Below are 12,007 nucleotides of genomic sequence, written 5' to 3' on the forward strand. Positions count from 1 at the left end.
TGATGTGATTTGACCATTGGTCAGGCAAACCGACTATAGTAGTAGCAGGAGGTTCACAGAGATGAGTGATCTTGGAACAAAAGGTTTTGTTACGGAGAAGGTTTATCCGGCCAATGGCCAGAATGTACAGGATGTCGCCTATGAGCTGGCGAAGTATCTGGATAATGATAAGCATCTGATTACGCAGACGATGCGTACGTCGGACGGCTATCTTGTTCAGTGCAAGGGAGATGCGTCCATGGAATGGACCAAGTACCTTGGCATGGATGCGGCTGTCAGCACACGTCTCAGCGTTGAAGGAAACAATCTGCGCGTCACGGTCCGGGCGGAGAAGTGGATTGAGAAGGCAGGAATCGCGGCACTGGGTGTGTTCTTTGCGCCGCTGTTGGTTACAAGTGGCGTTGGTGCGGTGCGTCAATATGGATTGTTTGCGGATATCTTCAACTTTATCGGCAGCTATCTGGGGAGTGATCCGGTCGAAAGTTCGAGTACGACGCCGTTCTCGGATGTGTTTGCGGATCATGGCGGGGAGGATGGTTCCGGTTCTTCCGGTCGTATCGTATGTCCCCATTGTGGTGCAGAGAACCGGGCCGATGCCCGCTTCTGCCGTAAGTGCGGACGGCCGCTGGAGGAGAAAGTCAGGAAGGTCTGCCCGAGCTGTGGAAGTGAAGTGGATCCGGATGATGCGTTCTGCCCGCATTGTGGTACAAAGCTGAACTGAGCATAGTGCAATATATTGGGTGCATGCCCCCTGAGGTGTGCACTCTTTTTCTTTGGTCTTTGACTTTGTCGGTGTCAGTGTTTACATTGTGCTTATGCGAATTGAGACGACAAGGGATCTGAAAATTTTTAAATCATTGCTTGGTGCGACACAGCCTGTCACTTCCCAGGAGCTTGCCAGCCTGAGTGGCGCATCGAGCCGGACCATAAAATCGGAGATTGCGCTGCTCAATGTGCAGCTGCAGAAGGAAAACATCGGTGTCATTGAATCCGTCAAGGGACAGGGTTATGTTCTTCATCCGTTGAGTGAGGATCTTTTTCATCAGTTTTGTGAGCAGGTTCGTTCCATGGATTCGATATATTTTGACCGCTCTGTGGAACATATGAATGCGCAGCTGTTCATCATGCAGATGCTGCTGGCGCATGAGTATATCAAGGCAGAAGATCTCTGCGATGCAATGTTTGTGTCGAAATCGTCGCTGGCGGAGGATTTGAATGCGGCGCGCAGCTTCATTGAGTCCTATCATCTTTCAGTTGTTTCTGTGCCAGGAAAGGGAATGCATATTCAGGGTCTCGAGCAGGATTATCGTTCCTGTTTCAGTGAAGTCAGCTGTGGCATGTACCGCGACTTTCTTCCGGATCTTCATGTGAAGGAAATGGATGCATTGATTTACAGTCACCGGCAGGATTATGAAGATATTCGCCATGCGATGCTCAAGATTGTGCGGGAATCGAAGATGCGTCTGCGCGACATCTATACGAAAAAGATTGCGGTGCAGCTGTGTCTGGCAGGATCGCGTATGGCGAGCGGCCATTCCCCTCATATTGCTGGCCCGATGCGGCAGGAACTTGCGCAGACCTATGAATATCAGCTTGCGCAGCAAATTGCCAAGACACCGGAAGTGATGCGCTGCGAGCGATTGAATGAGACGGAGATTCTGAATCTGGCGCGTCTATTGATTGTTGGCCGTGATTTTGATTTGAGCTGTGAGAATGATCTGGAAACGACGAAGGCTGCCTATATCAATGCAAGTCGTCAGAATCTGAACCGGGCGCTGCAGAAGATGCAGGAAGCGGATGGGCAGCAGATCATGAATATGGATCTGTTTCGTATCTTCATGAAGGAGCTGGAATCGATCTGTCTCCATATTTATCTGGAGGACCGCTTTGATCACTTGTCCTGTCAGCGGATTACTTCGTATAACGATACGACTAAGTATGATATTTCGCCGATGATGATGAATCTTACTCGTATTCTGATCCAGAATCTGGAGGAGATCTATGGAGACAGGATTCGGGGCGGAGTGATCGTGATCATTGCCCAGTTATTCAACTATCTGCTGCGGCAGACGGGCTATTCGTATCAGAAGCGGCGGTTTGCCGTCGTTTCCTGGGACTCCATCGTGATCGCCAGACAGATGCGGCAAAGTCTTCTGGAACATTATGGAAGCTATATTGAGCGTGCAGATATTTTTGAACAATATGAAATGCGCCGCATCAAATTCGCAGACTATGACGGGATGATTGCTCCTGATGCGCGCTATACGATTAATCGGTATCCGCTTCCTGCACTGAGCTACAATCCGCTGGGTGTGGCACCGCAGCCGCAGAAGATTTTTGAGCAGCTGATTCTGCCTGGCTTTGTGCGTACCTGTCTTGAGGAGTTAATTCAGATGACGCAGTTGTTTCCTGACATGCAGGTCAATGATTATGAGGATCTGGTGCGCCTGGTCTGTTATCGTCATCTTTCCGGTGCGGCGGCAGAACAGGTGATGACGAAATGGAAGGTGCGAGGAAAGATCTTTCCCTATTTGAATCCACTCAGTGGTATTACGGTACTGTTTTTCGACTATATTGATACGAAGAAGGAATTTGTTGAGGTCTATCAGCCTGCTGCGTCGCTGCCCTATCATTCCGTGGAAGTAAATTATGTGATTGCAGTCTCATGCCGGGCGGATAGGAAGGTGCAGGATTTGAAGCTGATGGACCGGATGTTGCAGAAGCTGGCAGGCTCGATCAAGGCAGTGGAGAGTTTGTTGCAGGATCCTGTCAAGGGATGGAATGACCTCTTTTATCAGGTGACCTATAATCATTTCCTTTATTCGGGTCATTGATTCAATTGAAATGCAATATGGTGTTTGGGAATCGTTTCACCTGTATGGGTGAAACTTTTCTTTTCTGCACCTTCGGGGCGAAAATCTGCGTATTCAGGTACGGTTGCGCTTTTGCTATGTTTTTGGCAGGGAGAAACAGAAATGCTCAGATTATTTCTATCATCACATGGTCATTTAGCCAGCGGTATGAAGAGTTCGGTGGAGATTCTCAGCGGCGCCAATGATCGGCTGACTGTATTCGATGCCTATGTTAACGAAGAGAATGTCAAGGATGTTCTGGATCATTACTTTGCGACTGTTGTGAAGCCTGAGGATCAGGTGATTCTGTTATCGGATCTTTATGGCGGCAGTGTCAATCAGGTCATGTATCTGTATTTGGATCGGCCGAATGTGTCGCTTGTGGCAGGTGTCAATCTGGCACTGGTTCTGGAGCTGGCGGTTCGTGAAAGTGTCACGAAGGATGAGCTTTCGCAGCTTGTGGAACAAAGCCGGACAATGCTTCGAGTCGTAGAACAGGAAACGGACAACACCGCAGATACACAGGACGATTTCTTCTGAAATAGGAAGATCAAAGATAAAGGAGACAGGAAATCATGATTACTCTGGTACGTTTGGATGAGCGTTTGATTCATGGTCAGATTGCCATCAAGTGGTCGCGCCACACGGGTGTGGACCGCATCATGGTAGCCAACGATGCGGCGGCAGCCAATGAGACGGTGAAGCGGTCGCTGATGATGGCGGCGCCGGCAACCTGCAAAACGGCGATTCACAGTGTCGACGATACGCTGAAGATGCTGGAAAATCCGAAGGCTGCGGATCATAAGATTTTGCTGATCGTAAATAATCCGAAGGATCTTCTGAAGGTTCTGGACACACGCAAGGATATTGAAAAGATCAATATCGGCAACTATGGCCGTATCGCTGCGAAGCGCAATGGTGAGGAGCGTAAGACCTATGGTGCGAATCTGTATCTTTACGAGGATGAGGCCGAGGATCTGAAGAAGGTTTGTGAATACGGGATTGAAGCCGTTTATCAGACGACGCCGGAGGATGTTCCGGAGCCGCTGGATAAGGTGCTTTCCAAATAATAAAGAAAGGGGAATAATTTCATGATTCATGCAGCAATTATCTGTGCTTTTACCTACATATTAATTACGTATGTAGATACAAGCATGCTGTCGTGGCAGTGCTTGACGCGGCCGATCGTTGTGGCTCCGCTGGTTGGAGCGATGCTGGGGGATTTCCGTACAGGCATTATTATGGGTGCTTCGCTGGAGTCCATCTTTATGGGAATCTCGGCAATCGGCGGCGCCGTTCCTGCAGATGCGACGACGGCGAGCATCATTGCGGTTGCCTATACAATTTTGACAGGTGCTTCAGCGGAAGAGGGGCTTGCTATCGCGATGCCGATTGGTACGGTTATGGCGAGCTTCAATTCACTGATCATGTCTGCGATCGGGACACCGATGTCTGCCTATTGGGAAAAGTGTGCGACAACAAACATTAAGCGGTTTAACTGGCAGGTGTGCCTGTTCCAGCTTGCCTGCACAGCAATTACCGGGATCGTTATGTTTGTTGCGGTAGCCTATGGTGTTGAAGGTTTGAATGCGTTTTTGAATGCTCTGCCTGGCTGGGTGATGCGTGGATTGTCAGCTTCGAGCTCCATGATGGTTGCAGTTGGCTTTGCGATTTTGACTTCGATGATCTGGGATCGTGAGGTTGCGGCATTCTTCTTTGTCGGTTATGTTCTGGCTGCTTATCTGAATCTGGGTACGCTGCCGATTGCGATTCTTGGCTTTGCTGCTGCAGCAGCGCTGTTCTATTCCAATAAGCGCGTGATCGATATGAAGCAGGAGCTGAAGAACGAGGGCGTCAAGAGTGATACAGCAAACAATTCGAACGATGAGGAGGATTTCTTCTGATGGCTAAGAATGAATTGACAGTGGAAGAAAAATCCACATTGAAAAAGATGTTCTTTGCGTCACATCTGGTCTTTATGAGCTTCAATATGGCCAAGATGGAGGCTAACGGCTTTACAATGACTATGGAGCCGGCGATTGAGACGATCTACAAGGATAAGCCGGAAGAGAAGAAGGCTGCCTATGAGCGTCATCAGCAGTTCTTCAATACGCATGCGGTTGCGTTCAACTTCATTGCCGGCCTTGCCTATGCAATGGAAAAGCAGCACGCGAAGGGCGAAGTGGACGCCGACACCATTAACAATATTAAAGCTGCGCTCATGGGCCCGACGGCCGGTATGTTTGACTCGTTGTTCTTTAATACGCTGCGTGTCATTGCGGCTGGCATCGGTATCGGACTATGTTCGCAGGGCAACTTTGCGGGTACGATCATCTTCATTCTGCTGTATGGTGTGACGCAGTCGATTCTGAAGTGGCTTCTGCTGCGGGTTGGCTATACGACAGGTACCTCCTTCATTGACAATATCTTCTCTACCGGTATGATGTCGGTTCTTTCCAAGAGTGCTTCGCTGCTTGGTCTGATGATGGTTGGCGCCATGACGGCGACAATGGTCAATGTTCCGCTGAACTGGACGATCGTAACGGGTGATACGTCGGTTGTTGTTCTGGATATTATCAATGGCATTTTCCCGGGGCTGCTCGGTGTGATTCTGCTGTTTGTGATGGTCAACCTGATTAAGAAGGGCTGGCGTCCGACGCGTCTCATTCTTTTGATCTTCATTATTTCGTTTGTTGGTGCGATTCTTGGTATCTTCTGATTATTTGCAGTATACGAAAGGAGCTGAGCATGAAGCTGTTGGTTCGGGGAGATGATTTCGGATTTACCAAGGCTGTTACCTATGGCATTGTGGATGCGATTGACAACGGTGTTCTGAGGAATACTGGTCTCTTTACAAATATGCCATCGTCTGCGCTGGCAGCTTCCATGATGGATGGGCGTGATGAAGTCTGCTTCGGCATCGATTTCAACATCGTTGCCGGAAAGCCCGTATCGGATCCGAAGGATGTTCCGCATCTGGTGGATGAAAACGGGAACTTCATCCGTTCTGGCAGGCGGGTGAGTGATCCGCGCTATCAGAGTGAGGAGGGGCAGAATGAGCTGTTCCCCTATGATGAAGTCTACCGGGAGCTGAAGGCACAGTATGATCGGTTTCTGGAGCTGCGCCATGGTGTGAAGCCGGGTTATCTGCATCCGCATTCGATCATGCCTGCAAACTATATTCGTGCGATCCGTCAGCTGAGCCAGGAGACGGGCATTCCGTTCTCGATGGATATTCAGAAAAAATACGGCTTCGTTTCTGTGTTTACGTTCAGGAAACAGGATTTTACGAAGACCATGAATACGAAGGTCTTTGATCCGATGGCTCAGCTGAACAAGAATCCTCTCAAAGATGTTCAGGATTACAGTGACCAGCTTCTCGCCAGTCCGTATGTTGAGATCGGGGGGCATCCCGGCTTCGTTGATGCCGATCTGCTCGATCATACGACATTGTCATTGGAGCGTGTACGCGACCATGCGATGATGACAAGTGACTGGATCAAGAACTGGGTCAGGGACAATTCCATTGAACTGATCACTTACCATGATCTTTGATCTGTAAAGCGAAGGAAAACGGTGCTGGGTGATGCGGCACCGTTTTCTTGTGCTCGATTCGAAAGTGATTGTCAGATATGGACGTACCGGAACGGATCACCGGAGGCGACGAAGTGAACCGGGATCTCTGGAAGGATCTGCGGGAGCCAGCTTTCGGCCATGTATTTCATGCCGGGTTCCTCGGCGTTGAAGTGGCCGAGCATGATAATGGCCTTGGGCAGGTTCAACTGGGCAGAATCACGAATGTACTCGTTAAACGTATAGTCTGTGCATTCCAGGGTGATGGCGCAGTCGATGCTGTCGCCCTCAAACTGCTTGAGAATTTCATTGTCCGCCCGGCCGTCAACATGACCGACGATGCGCAGGCGCTGTACCCTGGTTTCGGGGTCGCCGACGATCCGGGTGCCGTTGAGATTAAATGTTTTTACCAGATGCTGGGCCAGCTGCAGTGCTGTTTCGCCATGGAAACTGTAATTGCTTGCGCGTACTGCATCGTCATGGACGATGTTTCCGTCCCATCCGGCTTCTTTGGCAAAACCATAGAAGATGCCGTCCACATACTGATGCGGCAGCAGCGGGACGCCGTTGTGGATATGATCATGGCAGCGCCAGACAGTAATGCCGTTGTCATTCAGCAGCTTCGCCTTTGCCTGGTAGGTGCGATTGTTCTGCAGCCAGTCCTGATGGTCGCCATGGTTCCAGAACAGGGCTTCGTGGGGAATGATCAGATTACATCCGAGTTGGGCAGCCTTGCGGATAATATCTGCCGAGGCAAAGCAGGTGGTGACGACGCCGGTGCATTCTTCATCGGTATTGCCGAAAAGTACCTTGTCGCGGGTGGTAGCTTCGTCGATAACACCGTAGAAATTGCCGGCGCAGTAATCTTTAATGATCTGAATGACTTCACTCATCTTCATAAGAAACCTCTTTCCAAAGCCGGTTATCTCGGCGGATGATTTACGCATGCACGCAGGCATATGGATATTTGATGCGAATCGTTTCTGCCTGTGTTTATTTTACAGGGTGGGATTCACCTGTTTCGCATAGGCATGTATTTGTTGCGGGGAGAAAATTGTCTGCAATATGAAAGGCCATAAATATATAGGCTTCTTTGCAGGAATGGTGCGAATGAATTTGGAAAGCCAAAGAAGCTGCTTTTAGCGAAGAAATGATTATTCATTGGCTGTTTTCTTCGCCTTCTTCGTGCAGTGTTATCCTGTCGCCTGTGATCCAATAGTCGCAGATGCCGTCACGCAAGCATCCGTAGCAGTGCTTCCCCGGAAAAAGAAGAATGACAGGATTATTCATGTCTTCGAAGGAACAGGGTCGGTTCCGGCCTGTGTTACTCGAAAGAAGAAATACACAGTATTGATTCATACTGCCGTCTTCATCTTTTGCGTCACTATACCCGCCGCCGTACAATAAGGGGAGAATCGAGGGTAATTCATCATGAATAACTTTGAATACTATGCACCGACAAGGGTTGTGTTCGGAAAGGGAACGGAAAGCGAAACCGGAAAACAGATCGCTGCCTATGGCGGTCATCATGTGCTGATTGTCTATGGCGGCGGCCATGCGGTACGCAGCGGTCTGCTGGATCGGGTGGAGGCATCTTTAAAGGAAGCGGGTCTGACGTTTGATGTGCTGGGCGGCGTGGTGCCGAATCCCCATCTTTCCAAGGTATATGAAGGCATCGAACTTGGAAAGAAGACGGGCGTTGATTTCCTGCTTGGCGTCGGTGGAGGAAGTGTCATTGATACGGCAAAGGCCATTGCCTATGGACTGGCGGAGCCGGAATATGACGTATGGGATCTGTATGACCGTAAGCGGAAGGCAAAAGCATGCCTGCCGGTTGGATGTGTACTGACCATCGCGGCCGCTGGAAGTGAGATGAGCGACAGCTCCGTTATTACCAATGAAAAGACAGGTGAGAAGCGCGGGACGAACAGCGATCTGTGCCGCTGCCGCTTTGCCATCGAAAATCCCCAGCTGACAATGACACTGCCGGATTATCAGACGATGGCCGGATGCGCCGACATGCAGATGCATACGATGGAGCGCTATTTCACGGGCAAGGGCAATATGGAGATTACCGATTCCATTGCTGAAGCCCTGATGCGCACTGTAAAGACCGAGACATTGATTCTTCACAAGGATCCGCAGAACTATGATGCCCGCGCCGAAGTGATGTGGGCCGGATCCCTGGCCCATAACAACATTACGGGCTGCGGAAACGGGGGCTTCGACTTCGCTTCCCATCGTCTGGAACATGAGCTTTCAGGCATGTTCGATGTGACGCACGGCGCTGGCCTCTGCGCAATCTGGGGGAGCTGGGCACGCTACGTATATAAGAACTGCATGCACCGGTTCGTAAAGTTTGCTGAGACGGTCCATGGCATCGCTCCGCAGGCAACGGATGAGGATACGGCTCTTCTTGGCATTGAGGCACAGGAAGACTTCTATCGCGCCATCGGGATGCCGACAAGTCTTCATGAGCTCGGCATCGATCCAACGGATGCACAGATGAAGGAAATGGCCCGCCGCTGCGCCATTGCGGTCGGCGGCCAGATTGGATCTGCGATGGTTCTTCATGAGCCGGACATGTACAGAATCTACTGCATGGCCGCTGGAACAAAGCCGCAGCCCTGATTTGATGATGATTGACACTCCCACAGCTAAAGCACGTGGGATTCTTGAGAAGTCTGATTGCTTACGCAATCCTTATTCTCAAAGGGCTTGCCAACAGCCCTCTACACAGTCCCTCAAAGCTGAGGTTCTGTTTACCTTTCTTTGCAATGTTGCACGCTCCGTTGATGTCTGCGTTAACGAGCGTGTTTTCTTTGGTACTGTACAATCCCCGTTTGATGCGTTTGCCTGAGAATGTACCGGCATACGGATGTTTTGTGTCGTACACCGGAATCGCGTCACCGTCTAAGAACGATGCCTTTGACGTGTAAGATTCTTCCGTTTCGATGTATGCAATGCCATATCGTTCGCACAGCGTTTTCAGATACGTGCGAAGCTGGTTAAACGGGATCTGAACAAACTTCTGATTATTCGCTTTGCCCATATTGACCGACTGTTTCTGGTCAACGCTGTGTCCGACAATGAGCGTGCCGATATCATTGGCAATGCAGTAATCAACGATATGGCGTGCAGCCTTGTGCATGTAGTCTGTCACCTGCCGGTTACGCTTGTCTGTGATGCGGCTCATACGGGCTGTAAAGCCTTTGATATTCTGATGGTCTTTGATCGATGCGTAGTGTGCAATCTGCCTGTTGTACCACTGGTTGATTGATTTGAGCTTACGTCCGTCAACGATGAAGGACGTCCCTGTGGTTGTTACACACGACGCAAGATTATCGAGCCCGACATCAATGGCTAATACATTGTCCGCATTCAGATTCTGCGGCTCTTCTTCCTGTTCGTAGCAGTACTGAATCTTCAGTGCCTTGCCGTTCAGAACGGGCACGATGCGTACTTCAGCGATGTGCCTGCCTGAAATTCTTTCAGGTACCGGAATACGTATGGAATCCAGATCCGGATGCTGCTTTGAAAACGTACGACTCATCGGAACGATCAGATTGCCGTTTCTGATGTTGATTGCGTTCGTTGACAATACCAGCAGATACTTTCCGCCTTTCGTGCGGTAGTGTGGAATGCGCACTTTCTTGTCGTAGCTGCCGGACTTCTTCTTATTAAGCAGCGCAAAGAAAGACCGGAAGGCATGATCGCACGTCCGCAGGATCTGCTGAGAAATGCCGGCCTGCAGCAGCTTGTAATTATCATTATCTTTGCAAAGATGGTAGTTCTCTTCATACCGCAGATACTTGTTCGTCGCAAAGAAATACTGACGGATCTGATACAGTCCAACGTTGTACAGATTGTTGGCATACGAGCACATCTCAAGGATCGCTTCGTACTGGTCCTTCGGCAGATGCCGAATGTAGTTTGTCTGCGTCAGATACATGACTTCACCTCCTTTCCGCTTAAATTATACGGTAACAGTGGCCTTTCATTCCAATGCTGAAGCACATGGGTTTTTCCGGCCGTTTTTTATAAAGAAAACGGCCCTTCCTGCTGTCAGGAAGGGTCGTTTTGGTCCGGATCATCTTCGATGTCATGCTGTAACATGTACTCATTGATTCGGGAGTTGTAGTATTCGCTCTTCTTCTTGCGAATGATGCGGTCGCGGTCCTCCAGAATTGCCAGCGCCTCATCGACGATGTCTTCGATGGAGGGGTTCTTTGCCTGATAGAGATAGCCGTTGAGGCGGTGGATGGTGTAGTCGGTCTGCAGCAGTTTAATGAGCTCTGCTGCAAACTGTTCCGGATAGCCCATGCGTGCAAGGCTGCGGATGAGTCGCTCACGTTCATTCATAGGAAGTCCGTTTCCCTGAGCTTTTCTACGACCGCTCTGTCTGCCGGCAGCCAGTCGACGCTGTCGATATTCTCTCTGTTCAGCCAGCGTGCATCTTCCGCTTCCAGCAGCTTCAGATGGCCGTCGATGAGACGGCAGATCCAGCACTCCATCGATAGATGAAAGCCGGGATAGTCCATCTCAACTGTTGTCAGAAGCCGGAGGGGTTCCACGGTTGATGCGAGCTCCTCTTTGATTTCGCGAACCACAGCAGTATCTCCGGTTTCGTTTTTCTCAATCTTTCCGCCCGGAAATTCCCAGCCGTCCTTGAAGTCGCCATAGCCGCGCTGCGTCGCAAATACCTGCCGGTCATGGATGATGATGGCGGTTGCTACGCGGACTGTCTTTCTGTTTTCGCTCATAGGGCTATCATAGCATTGCGTCTGCTGCATCGTTGTTCAGCATGAGCAGGAACGCAATCACAAGCAATCCGCTGCAGATCCAGATCATCGCATGATTTAAAGATGCCGCAAGACAGCTTCCAAGTCCCGCACCAAGCGCAAAGGTAACGATGACGCCGAAGTAGTGTCCGCACTGGATCAGCTTTTCATGTTCATGGGTGCGCAGATAGATGGACAGCGCCTCCATGCCTGCACGCAGATTGCCGATGCACATGGTGCTGGCATAGCCGTAGCCGGATATTTTCCGGAAAGCTTCCACCTGCATCGCACAGCAGAAGGAAGTCAGGGCATTTGCCGCAAGATCTGCCCCCGAGGACATGAAACCGACAAGGACAAGGACCAGTGCCTCCAGTATCACCACAACCTGTCGCCAATGGATCCGCCCGGTCCCTGCAAATGAGGCATGGATCCGCTCCGCTGCGACAATTCCTGCCGCAAAGGCAAGAAGCGGGATGAGGTAGCGCAGGCCTCCGGCCGGGTCTTTTGAAAAGAAATGCTGACTCATCAGCACGATGTTTCCCGTCTGCGCATTGGCAAAGACCTTGCCGCGCACAAAATAGGAGTAGGCATCCTGCATCCCGCCGGACAGGGTAAGAAAGAACACGGTAATCGGCGCTTCCGACATCTGCACCGACGGATTGAACAAACGTTTTTTCATTGTGAGCTCTCGTTTCCGAAGACCAACTATAGATGACTGCCGCAATTGACGCAAGAAGAATGTGCGGCGGTGCCGACAATTGTTTATTCATAATTTACATTTCCAGTCTGTCCATCGCTTCG

General features: G+C 50.3%; 13 protein-coding genes. 8 read left to right on the forward strand and 5 right to left on the reverse strand.

Annotation, left to right across the window (positions count from 1 at the left end; translation table 11 throughout):
* Window positions 1-61 precede the first annotated feature (61 nt).
* The 7 genes from C1714_RS04550 to C1714_RS04580 all read left to right on the forward strand — a co-directional run bounded on the left by C1714_RS04550 (window position 62) and on the right by C1714_RS04580 (window position 6,407).
* The gene (locus tag C1714_RS04550; protein ID WP_102342076.1) at window positions 62-721 is read left to right on the forward strand and encodes a zinc ribbon domain-containing protein; all 660 of its coding nucleotides are present in this window, start codon (window positions 62-64) and stop codon (window positions 719-721) included.
* 94 nt (window positions 722-815) lie between these two features.
* A complete protein-coding gene (locus C1714_RS04555) occupies window positions 816-2,834 on the forward strand; it encodes a BglG family transcription antiterminator (protein ID WP_135567884.1) in 2,019 nt (672 codons plus the stop codon).
* A 141-nt stretch (window positions 2,835-2,975) separates the two neighbouring features.
* Window positions 2,976-3,392: a PTS sugar transporter subunit IIA gene (locus C1714_RS04560; RefSeq protein WP_102342078.1), complete on the forward strand. Its 417-nt coding sequence runs from the start codon at window positions 2,976-2,978 to the stop codon at window positions 3,390-3,392.
* A 35-nt stretch (window positions 3,393-3,427) separates the two neighbouring features.
* Window positions 3,428-3,922: a PTS sugar transporter subunit IIB gene (locus C1714_RS04565; protein WP_102342079.1), complete on the forward strand. Its 495-nt coding sequence runs from the start codon at window positions 3,428-3,430 to the stop codon at window positions 3,920-3,922.
* Window positions 3,923-3,943: 21 nt separating this feature from the next.
* Window positions 3,944-4,756, forward strand: coding sequence for a PTS mannose/fructose/sorbose/N-acetylgalactosamine transporter subunit IIC (locus tag C1714_RS04570; protein ID WP_102342080.1), 813 nt, complete (start codon window positions 3,944-3,946; stop codon window positions 4,754-4,756).
* Window positions 4,756-5,571, forward strand: a complete 816-nt coding sequence (locus C1714_RS04575) for a PTS system mannose/fructose/sorbose family transporter subunit IID (RefSeq protein WP_102342081.1) — start codon at window positions 4,756-4,758, stop codon at window positions 5,569-5,571. Before C1714_RS04570 ends, C1714_RS04575 begins: the two co-directional genes overlap by 1 nt.
* 29 nt (window positions 5,572-5,600) lie before the next feature.
* Entirely contained in the window at window positions 5,601-6,407 is an 807-nt protein-coding gene (locus C1714_RS04580; RefSeq protein WP_102342082.1) for a ChbG/HpnK family deacetylase, read from the forward strand.
* Window positions 6,408-6,478: 71 nt separating this feature from the next.
* On the opposite strand, the gene C1714_RS04585 is transcribed toward C1714_RS04580, so the two are convergent.
* Entirely contained in the window at window positions 6,479-7,324 is an 846-nt protein-coding gene (locus C1714_RS04585) for a Nif3-like dinuclear metal center hexameric protein (RefSeq protein ID WP_167849929.1), read from the reverse strand.
* A 532-nt stretch (window positions 7,325-7,856) separates the two neighbouring features.
* Here C1714_RS04585 and C1714_RS04595 point away from each other — a divergent pair.
* Window positions 7,857-9,056: an iron-containing alcohol dehydrogenase gene (locus C1714_RS04595; protein ID WP_102342085.1), complete on the forward strand. Its 1,200-nt coding sequence runs from the start codon at window positions 7,857-7,859 to the stop codon at window positions 9,054-9,056.
* A gap of 61 nt (window positions 9,057-9,117) precedes the next feature.
* Here C1714_RS04595 and C1714_RS04600 read toward each other — a convergent pair whose 3' ends face one another.
* The 4 genes from C1714_RS04600 to C1714_RS04615 form a co-directional block, all read right to left on the reverse strand.
* Window positions 9,118-10,377 carry an RNA-guided endonuclease InsQ/TnpB family protein gene (locus C1714_RS04600; RefSeq protein ID WP_102342086.1) on the reverse strand — a complete coding sequence of 420 codons (1,260 nt, stop codon included), beginning with the start codon at window positions 10,375-10,377 and terminating at the stop codon, window positions 9,118-9,120.
* A 113-nt stretch (window positions 10,378-10,490) separates the two neighbouring features.
* Window positions 10,491-10,787: a hypothetical protein gene (locus tag C1714_RS04605; protein ID WP_102342087.1), complete on the reverse strand. Its 297-nt coding sequence runs from the start codon at window positions 10,785-10,787 to the stop codon at window positions 10,491-10,493.
* Window positions 10,784-11,188 (reverse strand): (deoxy)nucleoside triphosphate pyrophosphohydrolase, encoded by a 405-nt coding sequence (locus C1714_RS04610; protein WP_102342088.1) that lies wholly within the window; start codon window positions 11,186-11,188, stop codon window positions 10,784-10,786. The genes C1714_RS04605 and C1714_RS04610 overlap by 4 nt, the downstream gene beginning before the upstream one ends.
* Window positions 11,189-11,195: 7 nt before the next feature.
* Complete coding sequence (locus C1714_RS04615; RefSeq protein WP_210115253.1) at window positions 11,196-11,885, reverse strand: YoaK family protein; 690 nt, start codon at window positions 11,883-11,885, stop codon at window positions 11,196-11,198.
* Window positions 11,886-12,007: the final 122 nt, after the last annotated feature.

The sequence above is a fragment of the Galactobacillus timonensis genome (genome assembly GCF_900240265.1).
In the GTDB taxonomy this organism is placed as follows: domain Bacteria; phylum Bacillota_I; class Bacilli_A; order Erysipelotrichales; family Erysipelotrichaceae; genus Bulleidia; species Bulleidia timonensis.

What these genes read in the sequence shown, in the direction of transcription:
- C1714_RS04595 (WP_102342085.1), top strand. Translation starts at nt 7,857, where the DNA reads ATGAATAACTTTGAATACTATGCACCGACAAGGGTTGTGTTCGGAAAG.
- C1714_RS04565 (WP_102342079.1), top strand. Translation starts at nt 3,428, where the DNA reads ATGATTACTCTGGTACGTTTGGATGAGCGTTTGATTCATGGTCAGATT.
- C1714_RS04560 (WP_102342078.1), top strand. Translation starts at nt 2,976, where the DNA reads ATGCTCAGATTATTTCTATCATCACATGGTCATTTAGCCAGCGGTATG.
- C1714_RS04570 (WP_102342080.1), top strand. Translation starts at nt 3,944, where the DNA reads ATGATTCATGCAGCAATTATCTGTGCTTTTACCTACATATTAATTACG.
- C1714_RS04575 (WP_102342081.1), top strand. Translation starts at nt 4,756, where the DNA reads ATGGCTAAGAATGAATTGACAGTGGAAGAAAAATCCACATTGAAAAAG.
- C1714_RS04585 (WP_167849929.1), bottom strand. Translation starts at nt 7,324, where the DNA reads ATGAAGATGAGTGAAGTCATTCAGATCATTAAAGATTACTGCGCCGGC.
- C1714_RS04600 (WP_102342086.1), bottom strand. Translation starts at nt 10,377, where the DNA reads ATGTATCTGACGCAGACAAACTACATTCGGCATCTGCCGAAGGACCAG.
- C1714_RS04605 (WP_102342087.1), bottom strand. Translation starts at nt 10,787, where the DNA reads ATGAATGAACGTGAGCGACTCATCCGCAGCCTTGCACGCATGGGCTAT.
- C1714_RS04555 (WP_135567884.1), top strand. Translation starts at nt 816, where the DNA reads ATGCGAATTGAGACGACAAGGGATCTGAAAATTTTTAAATCATTGCTT.
- C1714_RS04580 (WP_102342082.1), top strand. Translation starts at nt 5,601, where the DNA reads ATGAAGCTGTTGGTTCGGGGAGATGATTTCGGATTTACCAAGGCTGTT.
- C1714_RS04550 (WP_102342076.1), top strand. Translation starts at nt 62, where the DNA reads ATGAGTGATCTTGGAACAAAAGGTTTTGTTACGGAGAAGGTTTATCCG.
- C1714_RS04610 (WP_102342088.1), bottom strand. Translation starts at nt 11,188, where the DNA reads ATGAGCGAAAACAGAAAGACAGTCCGCGTAGCAACCGCCATCATCATC.
- C1714_RS04615 (WP_210115253.1), bottom strand. Translation starts at nt 11,885, where the DNA reads ATGAAAAAACGTTTGTTCAATCCGTCGGTGCAGATGTCGGAAGCGCCG.